This window comes from Seonamhaeicola sp. ABD4_175 (assembly GCF_056160885.1).
In genome coordinates, this window is the sequence record NZ_JBSWYC010000001.1 from 1410008 (window position 1) to 1433630 (window position 23623).

Annotated in this window: 25 protein-coding genes; 8 read left to right on the forward strand and 17 right to left on the reverse strand. The window is 32.5% G+C overall.

What is annotated here, in order from left to right; all coding sequences use genetic code 11:
- From ACXAG4_RS05735 to hemA, 14 genes are all read right to left on the reverse strand, one after another.
- Complete coding sequence (locus ACXAG4_RS05735; protein WP_475295114.1) at nt 1-1680, reverse strand: ABC transporter ATP-binding protein; 1680 nt, start codon at nt 1678-1680, stop codon at nt 1-3.
- Between the two features lie 36 nt (nt 1681-1716).
- Nucleotides 1717-2430, reverse strand: a complete 714-nt coding sequence (locus ACXAG4_RS05740; protein WP_475295115.1) for a 3'-5' exonuclease — start codon at nt 2428-2430, stop codon at nt 1717-1719.
- A complete protein-coding gene (locus tag ACXAG4_RS05745) occupies nt 2427-3578 on the reverse strand; it encodes a serine hydrolase domain-containing protein (RefSeq protein WP_475295116.1) in 1152 nt (383 codons plus the stop codon). Before ACXAG4_RS05745 ends, ACXAG4_RS05740 begins: the two co-directional genes overlap by 4 nt.
- A gap of 61 nt (nt 3579-3639) precedes the next feature.
- Nucleotides 3640-4161 (reverse strand): DUF4442 domain-containing protein, encoded by a 522-nt coding sequence (locus ACXAG4_RS05750; protein ID WP_475295117.1) that lies wholly within the window; start codon nt 4159-4161, stop codon nt 3640-3642.
- Nucleotides 4162-4635: a methylated-DNA--[protein]-cysteine S-methyltransferase gene (locus tag ACXAG4_RS05755; protein WP_475295118.1), complete on the reverse strand. Its 474-nt coding sequence runs from the start codon at nt 4633-4635 to the stop codon at nt 4162-4164.
- 7 nt (nt 4636-4642) lie between these two features.
- On the reverse strand, nt 4643-5755 hold the full coding sequence (locus ACXAG4_RS05760) for a CNNM domain-containing protein (RefSeq protein ID WP_475295119.1): 1113 nt from the start codon (nt 5753-5755) through the stop codon (nt 4643-4645).
- Between the two features lie 78 nt (nt 5756-5833).
- Nucleotides 5834-6823: a porphobilinogen synthase gene (gene hemB, locus ACXAG4_RS05765; RefSeq protein ID WP_475295120.1), complete on the reverse strand. Its 990-nt coding sequence runs from the start codon at nt 6821-6823 to the stop codon at nt 5834-5836.
- 52 nt (nt 6824-6875) lie between these two features.
- Nucleotides 6876-7778 (reverse strand): oxygen-dependent coproporphyrinogen oxidase, encoded by a 903-nt coding sequence (gene hemF, locus ACXAG4_RS05770; protein ID WP_475295121.1) that lies wholly within the window; start codon nt 7776-7778, stop codon nt 6876-6878.
- Nucleotides 7778-8461, reverse strand: coding sequence for a hypothetical protein (locus ACXAG4_RS05775; protein WP_475295122.1), 684 nt, complete (start codon nt 8459-8461; stop codon nt 7778-7780). The genes hemF and ACXAG4_RS05775 overlap by 1 nt, the downstream gene beginning before the upstream one ends.
- Before the next feature lie 5 nt (nt 8462-8466).
- Nucleotides 8467-9003 (reverse strand): GNAT family N-acetyltransferase, encoded by a 537-nt coding sequence (locus ACXAG4_RS05780; protein WP_475295123.1) that lies wholly within the window; start codon nt 9001-9003, stop codon nt 8467-8469.
- Complete coding sequence (locus ACXAG4_RS05785; RefSeq protein WP_475295124.1) at nt 8993-9751, reverse strand: EI24 domain-containing protein; 759 nt, start codon at nt 9749-9751, stop codon at nt 8993-8995. Before ACXAG4_RS05785 ends, ACXAG4_RS05780 begins: the two co-directional genes overlap by 11 nt.
- A gap of 149 nt (nt 9752-9900) precedes the next feature.
- Nucleotides 9901-10926, reverse strand: coding sequence for a uroporphyrinogen decarboxylase (gene hemE, locus ACXAG4_RS05790; RefSeq protein ID WP_475295242.1), 1026 nt, complete (start codon nt 10924-10926; stop codon nt 9901-9903).
- 83 nt (nt 10927-11009) lie between these two features.
- Nucleotides 11010-12584, reverse strand: a complete 1575-nt coding sequence (gene hemC, locus ACXAG4_RS05795) for a hydroxymethylbilane synthase (protein ID WP_475295125.1) — start codon at nt 12582-12584, stop codon at nt 11010-11012.
- Nucleotides 12577-13839 carry a glutamyl-tRNA reductase gene (gene hemA / locus ACXAG4_RS05800; protein WP_475295126.1) on the reverse strand — a complete coding sequence of 421 codons (1263 nt, stop codon included), beginning with the start codon at nt 13837-13839 and terminating at the stop codon, nt 12577-12579. Before hemA ends, hemC begins: the two co-directional genes overlap by 8 nt.
- Nucleotides 13840-14030: 191 nt before the next feature.
- On the opposite strand from hemA, the gene ACXAG4_RS05805 reads away from it, so the two are divergent.
- The 7 genes from ACXAG4_RS05805 (at nt 14031) to ACXAG4_RS05835 (ending at nt 19823) form a co-directional block, all read left to right on the forward strand.
- Nucleotides 14031-14927, forward strand: a complete 897-nt coding sequence (locus ACXAG4_RS05805; protein ID WP_475295127.1) for a helix-turn-helix transcriptional regulator — start codon at nt 14031-14033, stop codon at nt 14925-14927.
- Nucleotides 14928-15142: 215 nt separating this feature from the next.
- Nucleotides 15143-15304, forward strand: coding sequence for a hypothetical protein (locus tag ACXAG4_RS05810; RefSeq protein WP_475295128.1), 162 nt, complete (start codon nt 15143-15145; stop codon nt 15302-15304).
- Between the two features lie 61 nt (nt 15305-15365).
- The gene (gene hemH, locus ACXAG4_RS05815; RefSeq protein ID WP_475295129.1) at nt 15366-16385 is read left to right on the forward strand and encodes a ferrochelatase; all 1020 of its coding nucleotides are present in this window, start codon (nt 15366-15368) and stop codon (nt 16383-16385) included.
- A gap of 5 nt (nt 16386-16390) precedes the next feature.
- Nucleotides 16391-16939, forward strand: a complete 549-nt coding sequence (locus tag ACXAG4_RS05820) for a CopD family protein (RefSeq protein ID WP_475295130.1) — start codon at nt 16391-16393, stop codon at nt 16937-16939.
- A 188-nt stretch (nt 16940-17127) separates the two neighbouring features.
- Entirely contained in the window at nt 17128-18615 is a 1488-nt protein-coding gene (locus ACXAG4_RS05825; protein WP_475295131.1) for a sensor histidine kinase, read from the forward strand.
- Nucleotides 18616-19035: a hypothetical protein gene (locus ACXAG4_RS05830; protein ID WP_475295132.1), complete on the forward strand. Its 420-nt coding sequence runs from the start codon at nt 18616-18618 to the stop codon at nt 19033-19035.
- 5 nt (nt 19036-19040) lie between these two features.
- Nucleotides 19041-19823 (forward strand): enoyl-CoA hydratase/isomerase family protein, encoded by a 783-nt coding sequence (locus tag ACXAG4_RS05835; protein ID WP_475295133.1) that lies wholly within the window; start codon nt 19041-19043, stop codon nt 19821-19823.
- Between the two features lie 75 nt (nt 19824-19898).
- Here ACXAG4_RS05835 and ACXAG4_RS05840 read toward each other — a convergent pair whose 3' ends face one another.
- Nucleotides 19899-20699, reverse strand: a complete 801-nt coding sequence (locus ACXAG4_RS05840) for a type 1 glutamine amidotransferase domain-containing protein (protein ID WP_475295134.1) — start codon at nt 20697-20699, stop codon at nt 19899-19901.
- Nucleotides 20700-20766: 67 nt separating this feature from the next.
- Nucleotides 20767-21351 carry a Crp/Fnr family transcriptional regulator gene (locus ACXAG4_RS05845; protein WP_475295135.1) on the reverse strand — a complete coding sequence of 195 codons (585 nt, stop codon included), beginning with the start codon at nt 21349-21351 and terminating at the stop codon, nt 20767-20769.
- Between the two features lie 143 nt (nt 21352-21494).
- On the opposite strand from ACXAG4_RS05845, the gene ACXAG4_RS05850 reads away from it, so the two are divergent.
- On the forward strand, nt 21495-22568 hold the full coding sequence (locus ACXAG4_RS05850; protein ID WP_475295136.1) for a PA0069 family radical SAM protein: 1074 nt from the start codon (nt 21495-21497) through the stop codon (nt 22566-22568).
- Nucleotides 22569-22636: 68 nt separating this feature from the next.
- On the opposite strand, the gene ACXAG4_RS05855 is transcribed toward ACXAG4_RS05850, so the two are convergent.
- Nucleotides 22637-23236: a hypothetical protein gene (locus ACXAG4_RS05855; RefSeq protein WP_475295137.1), complete on the reverse strand. Its 600-nt coding sequence runs from the start codon at nt 23234-23236 to the stop codon at nt 22637-22639.
- Nucleotides 23237-23623 lie beyond the last annotated feature (387 nt).

Below are 23623 nucleotides of genomic sequence, written 5' to 3' on the forward strand. Positions count from 1 at the left end.
CTATAACCCTTTGGGTATAGCATGAATTAATTTTTTAGTGTAAGCTGTTTGCGGATTGTTGTAAATAACATCGGCATCATCAAGCTCTTCAATTTTACCTTTATTCATTACCAAAAGCTGGTCGCTCATATATTTTACAACCGCTAAATCATGCGAAATAAAAATATAAGTAAAACCAAAAGTTTCTTTTAAGTTATTTAATAAATTTAAAACTTGGGCTTGTACCGAAATATCTAATGCAGATACAGACTCATCGCAAACTATAAGTTTGGGTTGCAGTGCAATTGTGCGTGCAATACCAATGCGTTGCCTTTGCCCACCAGAAAACTCATGCGGGTAACGGTTAAAATGTGTTTCATTTAACCCAACATTATTTAAAATTTCAATAACTTTTTCTTTTCGTTCTATATTAGAGTTGTAAAGTTTATGAACTTTCATAGGTTCTAAAATAGCTTCACCAACTGGTATTCTTGGGTTTAATGATGAATACGGATCTTGAAATATTATTTGTATATCTTTTCGAAGTGTTTTAATGGCGCTTTTAGATAGTTTTGTAATATCTGTGCCTTTATAAATTATTTGGCCGGCAGTGGCTTTGTCTAATTGTAAAATGGCGTTGCCTAAAGTAGATTTTCCGCAACCAGACTCGCCAACCAACCCTAAAGTTTCACCTTCATACAATTTAAAACTTACATTATTTACCGCTTTAAATGTTGAAGGTTTTGAAAACCATCCAGATTTTGAAACGTATGCCTTTTCAACATTAATAACCTCTAAAAGCGGAGGTTTGTTGTATAGTTTTTTATGCTGAAGTTTGCGTTGTTCGGTTGTAATTTCGGTTTTTACAATAGTATTATTCAAATAATCTTGAATAGTTGGTAATTTTTTTAAACGTGTTTGTAACGATGGGCGCGAATTTATTAGCGCTTTTGTATAATTGTGTTGCGGGTTCTTAAAAATACTTGCAACATGGCCTTCTTCAACAATATTACCTTTATACATTACCAAGACCCTATTTGCAATTTCAGATATTAAAGCCAAATCGTGCGTTATAAAAATAACGCTCATTTTTGTTTCTTTTTGAAGGTTTTTAAGCAGCTTTATAATATCTTTTTGTACAGTAACATCAAGAGCTGTGGTAGGTTCATCGGCAATTAAAACATCGGGTTTGCAGGCAATAGCCATAGCAATCATAACACGTTGTTTTTGTCCGCCAGATATTTCATGAGGATATGATGTAAATACGCGTTGAGGTGTTGGTAACTTTACTTTTTCAAAAAGCGACATAACCTCGGTTTTAATGTCAGATTTTGATAATTTGGTATGTTGAAGTAAAATTTCTTCTACTTGTTTTCCGCAGGTCATTGACGGATTTAAAGAACTCATAGGTTCTTGAAAAATCATGGCTATTTTTTGGCCTCTAATTTTTTGAAAAGCTTTGTTTGAAAGTGTTGTTACATCAGTTTCATTATAAAAAATGTTACCCGATGTTATTTTTGAAATAGCTTTAGGTAACAAGCCTAAAATAGCTAATGATGATACCGATTTGCCTGAACCAGACTCACCAACTATACCTAAAATTTCATTTTCAAATAAATTATACGAAATGTTATGAATTACGTTATTTTTTCCAAAGGAAATAGACAGGTTTTTAATTGATAAAACAGGTGTTTTTTTCATAATGTGAAATTACTAACTTCTTATATTTAATAAGTTTTAAATATGAATAATTTCATCATCGGTTAATATACTAGCGCCTTGAAATTTTAAGAAAATTTGCGCAACTGCTATAGTGTCTTTTTCACAATAGGTAATTATTCTATCAATATTTTTTTCTTCGTAATAAACACCTCTAACTTCGCTACCATCAATATCGTCTTTTGGTGACGGAATACCTAAAACATTGGTTAATAGTTTTAATGATGTATAGGTTTTATAATCGCCAAATTTCCAGAGTTCTAAAGTGTCTAAATGCGGAACTTCCCATGGTTTTTTGCCAAATAAATTAAGTTTATTAGGTAATTCAATGCCATGTATTATCATACGGCGAGCAATGTAAGGGAAGTCAAATTCTTTACCGTTATGGGCGCAAAGTAAATGTTTGTTTTGGCTAAAATGAGTTGTAATTAAGTTTTTAAAATCTTGAAGTATTTTGAGCTCATCTCCAAAAAAAGAGGTTACTCTAAATTTTCTAAGGTCGCCTTGCATTTTAAAGTACCCAACTGAAATACACACAATTTTACCAAATTCTGCCCAAATACCAGCACGCTCATAGAATTCTTGGGCTGTGAACTCATCCTTTCTTTGGTATTTTGATTTTTGTTCCCAAAGGGCTTGTTTTTCTTCGGTTAAAGAAGAAAAACATTCATGTTCGGGTACGGTTTCAATGTCTAAAAATAGTATGTTTTCAAGGTTAATTTTACTAATCATTCACCAAGCATTTTGTAAGCTTCTTCAATATACGTATTTATATCTGAAGTGAAATGTCCTACAACATTATTTACGCCTTTTGAGTGGCCAAGTCTTACAATAATAACATTGTCATTAGGCTCTACAATTACGTATTGGCCCAAGTGGCCACGCATCATAAAAAAGTTTTTATTGCCAATAGTTTTTAACCACCAACCATAGCCGTACATTGCACCATCAGGATACACGGGTTTTAGTGATTTTGCTACAAAAGCAGAGTCTAAAACCTGTTTGCCATTCCATTTACCGTTGTCTTTATAAAGTTTACCAAAACGTGCAAAATCTTTGGCATTACTGGCAATGCAACAGTAGGCTTTTACTAAATCATGGTTTTCACTATCTACTTGCCAAAGGGCTTGGTTTTCGCAGTTAAGTGGTTTCCAAAAGCTTTCGGTTAAATAATTATATAGTTTTTTACCTGTGGCTTTTTCTATAACCATGGCTAGCATTTGAGTATCGCCACTAGAATATTTAAAACTTTTACCAGGTTCTTTTTCCATTTTAAGGCTCAACATTACTTTTTCTAAGTTATCATCAAAATAGGCGCGTGTTACAATTGAAAGCGGTGAGTAATATTGCTCATCCCAGGTGGTGCCTGATGCCATACTAGATAAATGACCTACCGTCATTTTTGCTGCCAAACCTTCATTAAAGGTTGGTAAAAAATCACTTACAGGTTGGTTTAAACTTTTTATATAACCATCTTGTATAGCTTTGCCCAAAAGACCCGAAACGTAACTTTTGGCCATTGAAAATGAGTTTGATTTTGAGTTGGCGCTAAAACCATCATAATAGTTTTCAAACCAAACACTATCATTTTTAATAATTACATAGGCAATGGTGCCGTTTGCTTTATTTATTTTGTTTAGTGTGCTTGTTTCTTTAACCGTGTTGTAGTTTTTATGATTTGGCCAGGGCTGTGGTGTGCCAATGGCTATGGGTTGGTTGTCAAACTTTTTATAGTCTTCTAAATAAGCCGTTGAATGCCCTGTTAAATAAATAGTTCTAACAGCTTTTATTAAGTAATCTGTATCTGTAGCATAAAGCACAATTATTAAAACACCTAAAAGAGCTAGAAGCCATTTAATTAGTTTTTTTATAAATCTCATTTTAGTTTATAGTTTAGGAATAACTAAATATACTAAAAAATTATGCATGCATAATATTAAGCTATTTTTTTTGTGTTTTTTGTTTGCGTTTGGCCTTGTAGTATTTTTTGTTTGCTATGTAAAGTGTTTTGGTAAGTTCTGCAATAATAACCCCATCTTCAGTAACTAAATTTAGGTTTTTTACAAAGTCTGTTTCGTTATTTATGGCAACGTTTTTAATTATTTGTGTTATGTCACTTTCAGAAATTAAAAATTTAGCAAACACATCTTCTCTTGCAGGTCTTTTGTATTTTATGGTAGCGTCTTTATCCCAAACCACATAATCATCACCTAAAATATTTATAAGTTGAATCATGAAAATAGGATCTGTTGCTGAAAACAAACTTCCACCAAAAATAGAACCTACGTAATTTCGGTTTTTATAACTAATAGGTATTTTTACGGTTACACGCCTTAAATCATCAGAAACCCGAATAACTTTTCCGGTTGAACGCTTATACATTGATGACCAATTAAAGCCATACTTGTAAATTTGCGCATCAGTAAAAAAGCGTCTTAATATTTTTACTAGTTTTTGATACATTTAAAATAGTGTTTGTTGTTTAAACGGGCTTTCATTATTTAAAAGCCATTGTTTTCTGTGTAATCCGCCTGCATACCCAGTTAAACTCCCGTTAGTACCAATAACCCTGTGGCATGGTACAATTATCCAAATAGGGTTTTTTCCGTTGGCGCTGGCAACGGCTCTTATGGCTTTAACATCACCTAAATGTTTAGATAACTCTAAATATGAAACGGTTTTACCGTACGGAATATTTTGTAAAGCCTGCCAAACGTTTTTTTGAAACGGTGTGCCTTCAAGGTTTAGTTTTACACTAAATTTTTTACGGCTGCCACTAAAATACTCATGTAATTGTATTGCACAATCTTCAAGAGTTTCAGGAATTACATCAGTAATACTTTCTTTAGAATTTAAAATTGTAACAGACGAAATACCATTAATATTGCCAATAATTTTTATGAAACCTAAAGGCGATTTGATGATACAACTCTCCATTATGTTTCTATTCTTCGTCTTTTAAAATACCCAGTTTTTTAGCTCTTGCTTCCCAGTTTTTACGGGCTTGTACTTGTAAATCTGATACGTTATCACTTTCATCCATAATTTCAAGACCAAGCAATGTTTCAATAACATCTTCCATGGTAACCAAACCGCTTACAGTACCGTATTCATCTACAACTAATGCCATGTGGTTTCTTGTTTCAACCAGGTTTTCAAACAGTTTTGGTATGGGCATATCACGGTCTACAATAATAATGTCTCTTTTAATTTCACCTAACTTTTTGGAACCATTATTGAGTGCCATTTCTTTAAAAACTTCATCTTTTAAAACAAGGCCTTTAATGTTGTCTTCATTATCAATATAAACGGGTATTCTAGAAAATCTTAAATTTAAGTTTCTATTGAAAAAATCTTCAACGGTTGTGGTTTCACTTTCAGTTTTCATTACCGTTCTAGGCGTCATTACATCTTTGGCTTTTACCTCTTTAAAGGTTAAGAGGTTTTTAATTACCTTGCTTTCAGATTCTTGAAAAACACCTTCTTCGTGAGCCATATCTGCCATGGCATGAAAATCTTCTCTACTTAAAACGCTTCCGTGATGTCCTTTACCACCAATTAACTTTGTTGTAAGTTGTAAAAGCCACAAAATACCTGTCCATTTTAATGGAAAAATAAGCACTTTTAATGCTTTTGATGTGAAGTTAGCAAGTCCTTTCCAGTAGGTGGCGCCAATGGTTTTGGGTATAATTTCAGAAGCAATTAAAATTAAAATTGTCATTATTGATGATACCACACCCACCATTAAATCTTCGGTAAATTTTATACCAAAAATAGATGTTGTTTTGCTTCCGTACATTTCAACATAAGCTACTTTAGCTTGTACACCAACTAGAATAGCACCAACTGTGTGCGCAATAGTATTTAGAGTTAATATTGCAATTAGCGGACGGTCTACATCTTTTTTTAAGGCTTCTAATGCTGTTGCATAGGCTTTGCCTTCTTTTTTTTTAACATTTATGAATGTTGGGGTTACGCTTAATAAAACAGCTTCTAAAATAGAGCATAAAAAGGAAAAGAAAATGGATATAACGCCGTAAAAAATAAGTAAGGCCATGAATTTGATTTGTTTGTGGCTAATTTACAAAATCAAATTTATAACCTTAAAAAATTTTACAGTGGTTTAATTTTTTTATTAACTTATTAATTTTACTACATCTTTTGCAAAATAACTCGCTATAATATCAGCACCAGCGCGTTTAAATGCCATTGTGGTTTCTAGCATTACTTGGTCGTGGTTAAGCCAACCTTTTTCAGCAGCGGCTTTAATCATGGCGTATTCACCAGAAACTTGATAAACAGCCACTGGAACATCGACTTCATTTTTTATCTCACGCAGAATATCTAAATACGATAAACCTGGTTTTACCATAACAATATCGGCACCTTCATCAATATCCATTTCGGTTTCACGTATGGCTTCAAAACGGTTGCCAAAATCCATTTGGTAGGTTTTTTTATCCTTTGGAATATCAACCAAATCAACTGGTGCGGAATCTAAAGCATCACGAAATGGCCCATAAAAAGCCGATGCATATTTAGCAGAATAGCTCATAATACCAGTGTTTATAAAACCTTCATCTTCTAAAGCTTCGCGAATGGTAAGAATGCGTCCATCCATCATATCGCTTGGCGCCACAAAATTAGCACCAGCTTGTGCGTGAGATACGCTCATTTCTGCAAGAAATTCGGCAGTTTCATCGTTTATTATTTGTCCGTTTTCAATAATACCATCATGTCCGTAAACCGAGTAAGGGTCTAAAGCCACATCGGTCATGACTAACATATCTGGACAAGCATTTTTAACGGTTTTTATGGCGCGTTGCATTAATCCGTTTGGGTTTAAAGCTTCAGCACCTTTGTTATCTTTTAAATTATCGGGCACTTTTACAAATAATAATACCGATTTTAATCCTAATCGCCACAATTCTTTTACTTCATTTTCTAATAAATCTAAGCTATAACGGTAGTAATTTGGCATAGAAGCAATTTCGTCTTTAACACCTTTGCCTTCAACCACAAAAAGTGGTACTAAAAAATCGTTTGGAGATATAATGGTTTCTCTAACTAAACTTCTTATTGCCTCGTTAGTTCTTAATCGTCTATTTCTTCTTAATGGATACATACTTTTAAGTTAAAAGTTAAAAGTGTAAAGTTAAACGTTGCTTACTTAAACTCTACACCCAATCTACAGGATTTTTTAATACTTTAATTAATTTTTCTTCTTCGCTTCCAGCTTCAGGTTGATGATTGTAAACCCATTGAACATGCGGAGGCAAACTCATTAAAATACTTTCTATTCTACCATTTGTTTTTAAACCAAACAAAGTGCCTTTATCATGTACTAAATTAAATTCCACATAACGGCCACGACGTATTTCTTGCCAGTCGCGTTGTGCTTTGGTGTATGGTAAATCTTTGCGTTTTTCAATAATAGGAACGTAGGCATTAAGGAAACTATCACCAACTTCGGTAACAAAATTGTACCAGTTTTCCATGGTCATTTCTTCTGTTGCTTTGCAATAATCGAAAAATAAACCGCCTAAACCACGACCTTCGTTACGGTGTGTGTTGTAAAAATACTCGTCGCAACGTGCTTTGTATTTTGGGTAAAATTCTGGATTATGGTTGTCGCAAGCCGTTTTACACACTTGATGAAAATGTTTCGCATCTTCATCAAACAGATAGTAGGGTGTTAAATCTTGACCGCCACCAAACCATTGGTCAACAATATTGCCTTTTTGGTCATACATTTCAAAATAGCGCCAATTAGCATGAACGGTTGGTGCCATTGGGTTTTTTGGGTGCAGAACTAAACTTAGTCCGCAAGCAAAAAAATCGGCATCTTCTACGCCAAAATATTTCTGCATAGAGTCGGGGAGTTTTCCATGAACTCCAGAAATGTTTACACCGCCTTTTTCAAAAACTTTTCCGTTTTCAATTACTCTGGTTCTTCCGCCGCCACCTTCTGGTCGTTTCCAGATATCTTCTTGAAATTTGGCTTTACCGTCAATGGTTCCTAGTTTTCCGGTAATACGATCTTGTAAATTTTGTATATATTGGTAGAATTTCTTTTTCATTATCTTATACGTTCTTTGTTTTTAAAAGCTTTATAAGCATTGAAACTTTTTATTGTTTTTAATTTTTTAATGGTTTGTTGTGAAGGTTTTTTACTTAAAAAATAGGCTTCAACAAAAGAAAGACCAATGTAATATAAAAAACCAAAACACATAGAGATATGAGGTTTTTCTATAAACTCGCCAGTAGCATCAATGCTTTTATAAAAGTTAGTTTCGTTTATAAATTGGGTTGTTAAACCAAGTTTAGGTATAAATGATTCAAAAATTAAAACAACAAAAATTAAAACAAAATAAACCATCATTGATATAATGGCATTAAATAGAACTCTTGCTTTTATATGCGATGATACATTGGAAAAGGCAAAACGCATGCGGTTTAAAATAACAAAGCAATAAAGGATTAAAATTGTATTGTCTTTTGAGAAATTATTAAAAGCCAGAGCAAAAATACCATAAAAAGGTATGAATATGAGTAGTGATAATTTTTTTGGCATTGCAGCCATAAAAATTCCAGAGTGTAGCAATACAAACTCAAAAAGTATAAGGGTTATAAAAGAGCTTATTTTTTCTATATCATTTGGTGTTGGTTGGTACCAAAGCATAAAAAACTGATAGACCATAATAAGGTTTAATGCTAGTGCGCCGTATTGAAAAGGTTTATCATATTTTTCAATAATATTCATTTAGGTTATAGCTTTTGTAATTGATAAAGCTCCATGTTTAGAGGGTTTTCACAAGGAGGTGTGTATGCTTTTTCTAAAGTTTTAGTCCAACTAAAATTACAGTTTTTTGCCACTTTAATACTAGCTAAATTGGTTTTATGAACTATTATTTGAAGGGTTTCTAACTTAAATTCTTGAAAAGCATATTGAGATAAGAATTTTATAGATTTTGAAATGATGCCTTTGCCTTCAAAATTATAATCTATAGCATAAGCAAATTCACCTTGTTTTGTTTTCCAATTTAATTCTTTTAAGTAGATAAGGCCTATTATTTTACGGGAATTATTAGGCTTTATGGTGAATAAGAATTCTTCTTTTTTTAAAAAGTCTTTTTCCTTTTTATTTGCGAAAATTTCAGAGAGTTCTGGGGTTAAATTCTGTTGAAGGGTTATAGGAAAAAAGCGTTTTAATCGATCTTCGTTTGTAACAGCAAAATCACATAAAGACCAAGCATCTTTTTTATTTATCGTGTGTATTTCGAAGTTATTAAAACTAAACAGCATGTTCTGGTGTATTGTTTAGGTTTAATGCTTGCGTGGTTCTAACAGAAGCAGCTGTAACAGATAGTGGTAGCACCAAAATAACACCAACAACAGGAACAAATAAACACAGTAAAAATACAATGCCGTTGCCAATAGCTAAACCACGGTTTTTACGCACAAATTGAATGCTTTCTTTGTATTTAAAATGGCGTTCTAGTGTGTAATCCATATTACCAAAACCCGCATAATAGGCTTGCATTAAAAAGAGTAAAATGGTTGAAAATATATTAACTATTGGTATTAATTTTAAAAGTAAAATAGGAATGGTGTAGAGTAGTTCCATGCCTAAATTTCTAACATTTACTCGAATACCTCGCCACAATTGTTCTTTAAACGTGGTATTGCGGTGGTAATGAATGGTTTTTCCTGTAATATACGCTTCAATTTTTTCTGAAACAGGACTCATAAATGGTGCAGAAAGTGCCATTATGATGTGCTTGAATAGAATAAGACCAATAACGATAATGATTAAGCCTCCAATAAAACTACTAATTGTTGTGAAGGTTTCGTGTCCCCAATCCCAAATCCATATTTTGGAAATGAATGCTCCAATATTATCTGATAGTGAATAGGCTGTACTAAAAACTAATATTGCAGTTACAAAACTAATTAGCATGGGAATAGCAAAGTATTTCCAGAGTTTTAGTTTGGAAATTAAACCAAAAGCACCGAAGTATGCTTTTATTCCTGAAATGATATTTTTTAGCATGCGTTCTTCGTTTTGCGTTAGCGATTGAACGGTCTGTTTGAGCTCCTCGCAGAGAGCGAGTAGTGAAAGCGCGACCTACTTTTTTATGCCTATTAGTTGAATTTTTTTACTAATTGTTACTTAAAAAAGTAGGTAACGCCCAATTTATTTTAGGCTTTATAGCTTTTTACAGCGTTTATAAAGGCTTCTGCGTTTTCTAGAGGTATGTCTGGTAAAATACCGTGCCCTAGATTTACAATGTATTTGTCTTTACCAAATTGGTTAATCATATCTGTCACCATAGTTTTAATTTTTTCTGGTGAAGAATACAGTCGTGTTGGGTCAAAATTTCCTTGAAGCGTAATGTTATTACCGGTTAAATAACGCGCGTTTCTTGGTGAGCAAGTCCAGTCTACACCTAAAGCAGATGCGCCAGATTTTGCCATAACATCTAAAGCAAACCAACAGCCTTTACCAAAGGCAATTACTGGAGCATCGTCTTTTAAAGCATGTATAATTTGCTGAATGTATTTCCATGAAAATTCTTGATAATCTTCAGGAGAAAGCATTCCGCCCCAAGAATCGAATACTTGTACGGCGTTACAACCTGCTTTTACTTTTTCCTTAAGGTATGCAATGGTTGTATCAGTTATTTTTTGAAGCATTTGATGCGCTGCCACCGGATTTGTAAAACAGAACTTTTTGGCTTTATCGAAGTTTTTACTGCCTTGACCTTGCACGCAATAGCAAAGAATTGTCCATGGTGAACCTGCGAAACCAATTAATGGTATTTCGTTGTTAAGTTTTTCTTTGGTGGCTTTTATGGCTTGGTAAACGTAGTCTAAAGCTTCGGTAACATCTGGTACAATAACATTATCGACATCTTTTTGTGTACGAATTGGATTTGGTAAATACGGTCCAAAATTTGGTTTCATTTGCACCTCAATATTCATAGCTTGCGGAATTACCAAAATATCGCTGAATAGAATGGCAGCATCCATACCGTAACGGCGTATTGGTTGTACTGTAATTTCACTGGCTAATTCTGGTGTTTGGCAACGTGTAAAGAAATCGTATTTGGCTTTAATTTCCATGAATTCTGGAAGGTAACGACCTGCTTGACGCATCATCCAAACTGGTGGGCGTTCTACGGTTTCACCTTTTAATGCTCTTAAAAATAAATCGTTTTTTATCATATGATTTTTTCTAGTCATTGTTAGAAGTAACGGTGTGGTAATTTTTTTAATGTGATTACTTTGTTATACTTTATAATGACACTTTAGACATAATGCTCATTAACCAACTCTATAACGCTTTCTACGGTTGGTACTTTGGCTATTCTAACATCGGTAAAATGTTTTTTTGCTTCTTTAGCGGTGGTTTCACCAATGCAAAATGCTATTACGTTATTGCTGTTTTTTTGTTTGAAACTTTGTACTGTTGAAGGGCTGTAAAACATAACGCTTTCTACGGTGTCATCAAGCTCTGTTGCATCATATTTTGTTTGATATGCTTCAACTTCATTTACTTTAATATGATTGTTTTCTAAAATTGATGGTAAATCATCTAACCTTAAATTACTACAAAAGTATGTAATTGTGGTACCTTCAATATATTCCACTAAATAATTAGCTAAAGCTTTGGCGTTTTTTTCGGTATGTTTTACGGTGCCTATTTTATTTTCAATTAAACGCTTTGTTCTTCGGCCTACACAATAAATATTTTTAAACTGTAATTCTTCTTTTGAAAAATTGGTTAACAGCGCATCAACGGCATTTTTACTGGTAATTATAACGTTGTCTATACTGTTTTTTACTACGTGTTTTGGTATGCGGTTGGGGTTGGTTTTTATAAAATCTGAGCTTTCTACTTTTATTTTATCATTTAAAAGTAAGCGCTGATCTTCGGTTAATGCTTTTGTGGAATATACGTTGGTTTTTTTGTCTTCGTTTTTTATATCATCCATTAAACGTTTGCCACCGCGTTCAATAATATAGTTTGATGCATAAGTTGCAATATCGTTATGGTTGCCTAGTTTTTCAACACGCTTTACTTCAATTTTTTTACTACCGTCTTTACTTAAAAGTATGCCTTTAAATGTTACTTCGTCATCTTTAATTCTTGCTAGAGCACCTATTGGCGCTGTACAACCACCTTCAAGTTTATTTAAAAACTTACGTTCAATAGTGGTGCAAATTTCGGTTTCTTCGTGGTTTAATTGTTGGCAAGCTTCAATAGCAAAAGTGTTTTCTTTTAAAGCGGCAATCATTATAGCACCTTGCGCTGGTGCAGGAATCATCCAGTCTAAATTAATAGCTTCGGTTGGTCTTATGCCAATTCTGCCAATACCAGCGGCTGCAAAAATGGCACCGTTCCAGTTGTTGTTTTTTAATTTCTCTAAACGTGAATTTACGTTACCTCTTAAATCTACCACGGTGTGTGTTGGGTAGCGGTTTAACCATTGTGCACGCCTGCGTAAGCTGCCTGTAGCAATGGTGGCTGTTGGTGCACCCAAAAACTCTTCGTTGTCTTTAAAAACAAGCGTGTCATTAACGTTACCGCGTTTTAAAACGGCTACTTGCGTAATGCTTTTTGGTAAAATGGTTGGTACATCTTTTAATGAATGTACGGCAATATCTATATCGTTATTTATTAGGGCAATGTCTAAGGTTTTTGTAAAAATACCAGTAATACCAAGCTCATAAAGTGGTTTGTCTAGTACAATATCTCCAGTAGATTTTACAGGAACTAATATTGTTTTATACCCTAAATTTTCAAGTTGTTGTTGTACGGTTTTGGCTTGCCACAGCGCTAATTCGCTATCGCGTGTGCCAATTTTTATGGTTTTAGACATTTTGAGATTGTTCTTCTAGCTGAAACACTTTTTTAATAAGCTCTAAACTATCATTAGTTGCGTTGCTATCGTCTTTCAAATGATGCGCAAAATGATTGGTTATTTTCTGAATAATATTTTTACTAATTAAAGCCGCCTGTTCTTCATTAAAGTCTGATAATTTTTTGCGTTGGGTATCAAGTTCAGCAGTTGCAAAATCTGCTAGTTTTAATTTTAGCGCTTTAATGGTAGGCGCAAACTTGCGCGTTTCTAACCAGCTATTAAACTCTGTATTAACTTGGCTAATTATAGCTTCGGCATGCGGTATGTGCGCTTTGCGTTTTTCTAAAGTTTCATCAGTCATTTGCGATAAATAATCTAAATGTACCAATGTAACATTATCTAAATCGGTTACGTTTTCATTAACGTTTTTTGGTATAGATAAATCTAAAATAAGTAATGGTTTTTTAGATTGAATAATAAGCTTATCAATAGTTGGCCTGTGTGCACCTGTGGCAACAATTAAAATATCAGAATTTGATATTTCTTCTTGTAAATTAGCATAATCTTTAACAACTAAGTTAAACTTGCCTGCAATTTTTTCGGCTTTATCTTTAGTTCTGTTAATTAGTGTTATATGCTCATTTTTGGTGTGTTTAACCAAGTTTTCGCAAGTGTTTCGGCCAATTTTGCCCGTTCCAAAAAGTAATATGTTTTTAGTTGAAACGTTTTCAATATTTTTTAAAATATATTGAACAGATGCAAATGAAACTGATGTAGCGCCCGATGAAATTTCGGTTTCAGTTTTAATACGTTTGCTAGCTTGTATAACGGCATTTACCAAACGCTCTAAAAACGGATTTAAAAGTGCATTATTTTTAGATAAAATGGCGCTAGATTTTAACTGACTTATAATTTCAAAATCGCCTAAAATTTGGCTATCTAAACCAGAGCCCACTCTAAACATGTGGCTAATAGCATCTTTGTTTTTATACACATATGCTACTTTTTGAAACTCATCAACAGTGCCTTCGGTATTATCGCAAAGTAATTTTATAAGTTGAAAAGGGTGTTCTGCAAAACCATAAATTTCAGTACGGTTACAGGTTGATGTTACTACCAAACTTTCAATATCATTATCTTTAGCTTGTTGAAGTAAATTAAGCCTAGATTCATCACTTAAACTAAAGTGACCACGTATAACGGCATCGGCTTTTTTGTAACTTAAACCAATGGCGTAAAAGTTTTTACTTTTTGATATGTTATACTTTTGCATTTAATTACCTAACTATGGGGAGCAAAAATAAAAGCATCGCTCAAAAAAAAATAACGCTCAAAGAACTTTTAGTATCGTTAAAAGTTTTTTAAAGCTATTTTGAGGCAAAATATGATAAATGTCATATTTTTGAAGTGAAATAGCGGGTTTAAAAGCTTTTAATGTAGAATGAATCTAAATAATATTGCATTATGAATAGTCAAATAGATGAAAAAAATATCGCTACAGGTACTTTTAACGAAACAATTGTAGATGATGGTGTTTTGGTTTTAACCTATAAAAATGACGGCGCAACAATACAAAATGTAGCTAAAGATATAGATAGCAGTTACATACAATTTCACTTTTGCATTAAGGGTGCCACTAAGTTTGTTTTTAATCAGGGTAGATATGTTTTAGATATTCATGAAGAAAACTCATTGTTGCTTTACAATCCGCAACGCGAATTACCTATAGACTTGCAGGTTGAACCAAATTCATGGATAGTTTCAATACTTATATCAATAAAAAAATTTCACGGTTTGTTTTCTCAAGAAGCCGATTATATTTCGTTTTTAAATGAAGAAAACAGAGATAAAAAATATTATAAAGATGGTGTAATTTCGCCATCAATGGCCATAGTTTTAAACCAATTAATTAACTACAGTTTAAACAGTTCTATTAAGCACATATATTTTAAAGGAAAAGCTTACGAGCTTTTAAGTTTATATTTTAATAGAAGTGAAGATGCTAATATTGAGCAGTGCCCATTTTTAATTGATGAAGCTAATGTTGTAAAAATTAGAAAAGCAAAAGATATTATAGTATCTCGTATGGCAGAGCCACCAACTTTACAAGAATTGGCCGATGAAATAGGCTTAAATATTAAAAAACTTAAAGAAGGTTTTAAACAAATTTATGGCGATTCGGTTTTTAGCTTTCTTTTTGACTATAAAATGGAATTTGCCCGAAAACTTTTAGAATCTGGTGAAAACAACGTTAACGAAGTTGGTTTAAAAGTAGGGTACAGCACTTCAAGCCATTTTATTGCTGCTTTTAAAAAGAAATACGGCACAACACCTAAAAAATACATTATGTCTTTATCATAAATAGTGTAATAAATTACAGGTTACTTGTTTGATAATTAGGGGTTTTTGTTGTATTTGTTAATGTATACATTAACCTTTTTTTGTGTTTTGCTTTACAACAGTATGTGTTTTAACGTTAAAATATTACAATTTGTAAGCTATTTTGGTGTTAGCTTTAATATTTTTTTAAATTGAAGTTACTTTGCAATAAATTTAAATACAAAACCCCAAGTATTATGAAGTTTTTATCACCTGAAATTGAAGCGTTATACAAATATCATAACAAAAACACGCAAACAAAATCATTAGCTAGACAAAGCACATCTTGTGGTATTTTTCAAGATTGTGATTATAATGACAACAGACCAAGCGTTTATTACCATAGTAAACAGAAATAAAGCATAATTTAAATCTATAATTCTAAGTGCATTTTTATAATTTGTGTTGTATTTTTACAACATGAAAAAAGGTGTTTTACTTGTAAATTTAGGCTCGCCAGATAGCCCAGAACCTAAAGATGTAAAAAAATATTTAGGTGAATTTTTAATGGATGAGCGCGTTATAGATATTCCTTACGTTGCTAGAGCGCTTCTTGTAAGAGGCATTATTTTAAAAACACGTCCAAAAGCATCGGCTGCAGCCTATAAAAAAATCTGGTGGGATGAAGGTTCGCCACTAATTGTAATTTCTGAAAGACTTCAAAATAAAATTAAAAAACAAGTTGATATACCTGTAGCTTTAGCTATGCGTTACGGTAGTATGACAATTGAAAAAGGCTTGCAAGAATTAGTTGATAAAGGTGTTGATGAGGTTTTGCTGTTTCCGTTATACCCACAATTTGCTATGGCAACCACCGAAACTATTTTAGTAAAAGCTGAAGAACTTAAAGAGCTGCATTTTCCAAACCTAAAAATAACATCGGTTCCTGCATTTTATAATAAAACAGATTATATTGAAGTGTTATCAAACTCAATAAGTAATCATTTAAAAAACAAACCTTATGAGCATTTGTTGTTTTCATATCATGGGGTGCCAGAGCGCCATATACGTAAAAGCGATGTAACAAATTCACATTGTAAAATAGATGGTAGTTGTTGTGCAACACCAAGTAAAGCCCATGAGTTTTGTTACCGACACCAATGCCTAGAAGTAACCCGTTTGGTTGCCGAAAAATTACAGTTAAAAGACGGTACATATTCAACATCATTTCAATCGCGTTTAGGGTTTGATCCTTGGTTACAACCTTATACAGATAGAACCATTGAGCGTTTAGGTAAACAAGGCGTAAAAAATATGGCCATTGTAACACCTGCATTTGTGAGCGATTGCCTAGAAACACTTGAAGAAATTGCCATGGAAGGCGAAGAAATTTTTCATGAAGTAGGCGGCAATCAATTCACAACCATACCATGTTTAAATGACGATGATGCTTTTGTAAATCTATTATCAAAATGGATAACAAATTGGTATAAAAACTAATGTAAATGGATTATTATAACTACATAAAATCCTTTCACCTAATATTTGTAATCACATGGTTTGCTGGCTTGTTTTACATACCAAGGCTGTTTGTTTACCAAATAGAAGCATTTCACAAACCATCGCCCGAAAAAGAAATACTAGGCAAACAATTAAAACTAATGGCCAAAAGGCTGTGGTACATAATAACGTGGCCATCAGCAATATTGTGTACCATTTTTGCCGTATGGTTGCTCATAATAAATCCGGCGTGGTTACAACAACCCTGGATGCACGTAAAACTAACTTTTGTATTGCTTTTGTTTGTATATCATTGGTTTACACATGTTTACTACAAGCAATTGCAAAATGATGTAGTAAAAAAAACATCAAGTTACATGCGTATTTGGAACGAAGGCGCCACATTTATACTCTTTGCCGTAATATTTCTAGTCATTTTAAAAAGCAGTATAAACTGGGTTTGGGGCATTGTAGGTATGCTAATTTTAGGCATTTTAATTATGTTAGGCTTTAAAATTTACAAACGCATACGCGAGAAAAACCCAGAAGCCTAATAATTTGGGTGTTCCCCTATCGGGTCGGGCTTTCGCTACTTAATCTTTTTACTTTTTTTAAAAAGCAAAAAGGATTTCAAACAAATAGCTCAATCCCTAACACAAACCAAAAGCCGTTTTGTTTTTTTAAATTAGGCTTAGCCTGTTTGGTGCGATAATTGCTATATTTATGCAACATCAAAACTAAAATGAATTTCAAAAAACTATCATTACGCACCCGTATATTTTTAGCCATGATATTGCTAGTGCTATTGGCATCAGTATTAATATCGGCGGTAGCAATTTACCAGTATAAAGAACAAAGTGAAGACTATCATAAAGGGCGTTTAGAGCGTAAAGAAAAAAACATACAAACCCACTTAAAGCGCGTTTTAAACGGCCGCCAAAACACATGGGAAATTAAAACCGAAAACATACCCTATATCTACAAATATGAAATTTATAACGTTTCAGATATTCATAAACTACAAATAAATTTATACGATTTAGAAGGGAATTTGCTAATGTCATCAAAAGCAGGTTTACTGCAAGACGCTCAAACAACGTGTATTGATGCCGAAATACTAAACGCCATTTTTAACACCGTACAAATAAACAACGAGTCTCAAATAGCAGAACACCGCTATGTTAATAAACATGTAGAAAACGGTGAAACATTTCAATCATCTTACACCTTTTTAACAGATAACCAGTCTAAACCCATTGCTATTTTAAACCTACCATATTTAGAAAACGACGATTTTTTAAATAAAGAATTAGAAGAGTTTTTAAAACGTTTAGCATTTGCCTTTATAGTTATATTTTTAACAGCCATTGCCATTGCATTTTTACTTTCAAAATTTATAACAAAATCATTAAAAGCCATTAGTGATAAAATTATATCAACCCGTTTAGAAAAGCGCAATAAAAAAATTGAAATAGATGATACAAGTGATGAAATTTCAATACTAGTAAACTCGTATAATAGCATGATTGATGAGCTTGAAGAAAGTGCCGTACAACTAGCTAAAAGCGAGCGAGAACAAGCTTGGAGAGAAATGGCAAAACAAGTAGCGCATGAAATTAAAAACCCCTTAACACCCATGCGTTTAACGGTGCAAAATTTTCAACGCAAGTTTGATCCTGAAGATGAAACTATTCATTTAAAAGTTGATGAATTTAGTAAAACGCTCATTCAACAAATAGATACCATGAGTTCAATAGCATCGGCATTTTCAAACTTTGCTAAAATGCCTGCGCAACAAAATGAAACACTTAACGTAGTTAAAATTATAAAATTAGCACTCGATATTTTTAATGAAGATTACATTGCTTTTTCATCAAATTCCGAAGAAATTATTGCTAAATTTGATAGAACACAGCTTATACGTGTAGTTACAAATTTGGTTAAAAATGGCATACAGGCAATACCTGAAGGCAGAACACCAAAAATTGCCATAAATGTTTCAACACACCAAAATAATATTGTTTTAACAATAGAAGACAACGGCACTGGTATTGCCGAAGAAAATATAGATAAAGTATTTGAACCCAAATTTACCACCAAAACAAGCGGTATGGGGCTTGGTTTGGCTATGGTTAAAAATATAGTAGAAAACTATAATGGCTCTATAACATTTACAACTAAAAAAAATAGAGGAACCACGTTTAAAGTAACATTTCCTGAAAATATATAAATGAGACATCTTTTTACAATTTTGGTTTATTTAGCTGTACTTTGTGGTAACGCACAAAACGGTATTTATATTTATGAGCCCAAACTTAGTGATGGAACAAAAATAAAGTGGACACTAAACTTGAATTCTGATGGTAGTTTTTTGTATCACTTTTTTAGAGATATATCGGCAATTTCTCCTAAAAACAAAAAAGAGAATTTTTACGGTAAGGGTTCATGGGTTTTACAAGACAAAACGGTGTGTTTTAAAAACAACCCTAGTGACGTAAATTCAGCCTACTCTGTAAATTTAAACAATTCAAAAGCGAGATACATAACAAAATCATCACGAGATAAATCAAATGAAAAAGTAAAAACAGCATTACTTTTTTATGAATCTGAAACTTTTCATATTAAAGGATTAAAATTATTTAAACAATAAACAACATGAATTTTAATAATGTACTAACTGAAACTAGTAATAACATTACAACTATTACTATTAACAGGCCCAAAAAGTTAAACGCCTTAAACCAAGAAACTATACAAGAGCTGCATGAAGCTTTTAAAGCAGCAAATTTAGACGTTAAAACTAAGGTTATAATAGTTACAGGTAGTGGCGAAAAAGCTTTTGTTGCTGGTGCAGATATTAGTGAGTTCGCAGATTTTAGTGTAGAGCAAGGTGAAGCGTTAGCAGCAAAAGGGCAAAAAATATTATTTGATTTTGTTGAAAATTTAACTACGCCAGTTATTGCTGCTGTTAATGGTTTTGCTCTTGGTGGCGGTTTAGAGTTAGCCATGGCTTGCCATTTTAGAGTAGCTAGCGATAATGCAAAAATGGGCTTACCCGAAGTGTCTCTTGGTGTTATTCCTGGTTATGGCGGCACACAGCGCTTAACACAATTGGTTGGCAAAGGGCGCGCCATGGAAATGATTATGACAGCAGGTATGATTGATGCTAATACAGCACAAAATTACGGTTTAGTAAACCATGTAACTACCCAAGAAGATTTATTACCTCTTTGCGAAAAAATAGCAGGTAAAATAACCAATAATTCTTCAGTGGCTATTGCTGAGGCAATTAGTGCTGTTAATGCAAGTTATAAAGATGGCGTAAACGGTTTTGATATAGAAATTAAAGCTTTTGGCGCATGTTTTGGCACTGAAGATTTTACTGAAGGTACAACAGCCTTTTTAGAAAAGCGTAAAGCTAACTTTCCAGGTAAATAATTGTATAAAACATTACAAAAAAATAAAGGCTTTAGTTTAACTAAAGCCTTTGTTTTTCTTTTTAATAGTGTTTTTTTATTTTAATCTTTCTAAAAGTAGTTCTGCAACCAGTTCAGATGATGCAGGGTTTTGTCCTGTAATTAATAAACCATCTTCAACGGCATAAGCGCTCCAATCATCTTTCTTTGAGTATACACCACCATTATTTTTAAGCATATCTTCAACCAAAAATGGTACAACATTGGTTAACTGTACAGCTTCTTCTTCGGTGTTTGTAAAACCAGTTACTTTTTTATTTTTAACTAAAGGCTCTCCATTAGTGTTTTTGGTGTTTTTAAATACCGCAGGGGCATGACAAACAGCAGCTACTGGCTTATTGTTATTGTAAAAAGCTTCAATAAGGGCAATGCTATTTTTGTCTTCGGCTAAATCCCATAATGGACCATGACCTCCAGGGTAAAAAACAGCATCAAAATTGGTTTGGTTTACTGTTTCTAATTTCACCGTTTCAGCTAAAATAGCTTGTGTTTCTTTATCATTATTAAACCTAACAGTTGCTGGTGTTTGAAAATCTTTTTCATTACTTTTTGGGTCTATTGGTGGTTGCCCACCTTTTGGTGATGCAATAGTTATTTGTACACCGTTATCTTTAAGTAAATAGTATGGTGCTGCAAATTCTTCAATCCAAAAACCTGTTTTATGTCCTGTGTCTCCTAGTTCATCATGACTAGTTAATACAAATAATACTTGTTTCATTTTTGTGTGTTTTTCTGTGTTATTATGTTCTTTTTCTTTGGTAGTTGTATTTTTTTCAGACTTGTTATTACAAGCAAACAATACACCAACCGTTGTAAAAATTAAAAGAGCTTTTTTCATTTCTATATTAAATTTTAAACAAAATTAATAAGCAGTGAACACAAAAAAATTGATGTATGGTAATAAATTAATTGTTGGCTAACGCTTTTCTAATTCTGCTTAAACTTTCGGTGGTTATGCCTAAATATGAAGCTATATGATAATTTTTTACATTTTGCTCAATATTTGGGTATGTGTTTACAAATGCAACGTAGCGTTCTTGAGCAGATAATGCCAAGTTTGATAAAATACGTTTTTGAAAACTTGAAAAAGCACGCTCCATTTTTTTTCTAAAAAATGTTTCTAAGGCAGGAATGCTGTGTAATAAATGCTCCATTTGGACTCTTGATAATTTAAATAAAGTGGCGTCTTGTATGCATTCTATGTTCATTATGGCTTTTTCTGAAGTAAAAAAAGCGGTATAATCACTTATCCACCAATCTTCAATAGCAAATTGTAGTGTGTGTTCTTTACCAGTTTTATCAATATAAAAAGTTCTTAAACAACCACTGTAAACATAATATTGATTTTTTACCGTTGTGTTTATTTTTAAAAGTGTTTCATCTTTTTTTAAATAAACTTTTTCAAAAGTGTTTGAAATTATTTGTAATTCATTATTTGTTAGTGTAACGTTTTTAAATATGTTTTGTACTATTTGTTTGGTATTACACATGTTTAATTTTTAGTGTAAGTTAGTTAAAGCTTACCAAAATACATAGTTGTTAATAAACCAATTTTTCTTTAACATTTATAAGTTTAAATAATATGTAATTTTATAAAATATAGGTATTCCCAACAATTTTATAAATTATTTAAATGAACCCCAAGTCTGTTATAAAAGGACGTGGCGCACAGCTTAACGTCTCTAATCGTTTTTTTGAATTTAGTCATGAAACCCGTAATGATTTCTTAGAATATTGCCAAAAAGAAGGTGAAATAGCCGATAAAAATAAAACCAAATATTTAGAGGTTTTCCCTAAAACCATTGTAAACAAGGTTGAAAGTACAGATGTTGGTATGGCCTATTCAATGAATGCGTACCAAGGTTGTGAACATGGTTGTATTTATTGCTATGCTAGAAATTCTCATGAATATTGGGGTTACAGTGCTGGTTTAGATTTTGAAAGACGCATTTTAGTTAAAAAAGATGCGCCTAAGCTTTTAGAGGCTCTTTTAAAAAAGAAAAGTTGGCAAGCAAAAACCATTGTAATGTCTGGAAATACAGATTGCTATCAACCTGCCGAAAAGCAATTTGAAATAACACGCCAATGTTTACAGGTGTTTTTAAAATATAAACACCCTGTTGGAATTATTACAAAAAACACACTAATTTTAAGAGATTTAGATGTTGTGAAGGCACTTGCAAAAGATAATTTAATTAGTGTAAACATGTCAATAACCTCATTATCTGAAGATATAAGGCGTGTTTTAGAACCACGAACAGCCACTATAAAAAAACGATTAGAAACCGTTAAAATTTTAAGTGATAATGGTATACCTGTTAATGTAATGATTGCACCCATTATTCCGTCAATTAACAGTCATGAAATATTACCACTGGCAAAAGCAGCTGCAGAAAATGGTGCGCTTTCAATTGGGCATACAATTGTTAGGTTAAACGGCGCTATTGGGGCTATTTTTACAGATTGGATTAAGAAAACAATGCCCGATAGAGCAGATAAAGTGTTGCACCAAATTGAAAGTTGCCATGGCGGAAGTTTAAATGATAGTAGGTACGAAACGCGTATGCATGGAGAAGGTAAAATAGCCGAACAAATTAATAATTTAGTTAAACTAGCTAGGTTAAAATACTTTAAAAATAAAGGTATGCCTAAGTTGAATGTTAATTTGCATGAAGCTAATAAAAGTGCACAGTTAAAGCTGTTTTAATAAAAAAACGGGTCTTAAAAAAAGACCCGTTTTGCAAAACTAAACTAAATAAGAATTTTAATTACTTATTATAACTTGTTAATGTACTTTGTGTATTCTTTGCCATCAAAGTTGAAAACAATTTTGTATTTACCAGATTCTAATTGGTAAACACGTTCAATAGTTTTTTCATCTTCAATAGTTTCTTTAAATAAAAGATCTGTTACTGTATTGTAAACACCATAAATACTAACTTTTAATGGTTCACCTTTTAAAGCTAGTTTAGTAACTAATACTAAATTATCTTTTTGTCTTACAAAAGGTTTGAAACTAGTAGTTTCGGCATTTTTGTCAAAAGAAACCACAGTGTCTTTTACGTTAAAAGGAATGGTTTTAATTTCCATGTCTTTTTCTAATTCAAAAAAGTAGTTTCCGTCAGGTAAATCGGTTAAATCAAAACCTTTTGAGTACATACCTGTCTGCTCAATTACTTCTTTATATAATGTCACGCCATATATATCTTTAATAGATAATAGGTTACCTTCCTTTACATTGTTAATTGTTAATGCAGTTCCTCTTAAATCTTTACCAAATTTAATTAGAGAAATCTCATTTGCATAACCTATAACCGTAGCCATCATTGCTACCATTATAATTACTGTTTTTGTGTGTGATAATACGTTTTTCATGATTTGGATAATTTAACGTTTACACTGCAAATATAGGGTGGCTTTTAAGTGTGTAAAACATTGATTTTGACTAATTTATATGCTATATTATCTGTTAAATGTATGCTAAGTTTATGTTAAGTCAATATGCCACATCTTGGTGTTAAAAACGCATATATTTATGTTGTGAATTAAACATTGGTATAATTTAAAATAATACGCTATTGGTTTTGTTTTTTGAAGTATTACAAACATTTTATTACTGCTTAATAGTTTTCAATTTATAAAGTGATAAGTTAACCAAGTATTATACTAAGTAAGCTTTTATAACAATAATGGTTATATAAAACAAAGAAAGCGAGCCAAATGGCTCGCTTTAACAAAACTAAACAAAATAAGAACTAATAA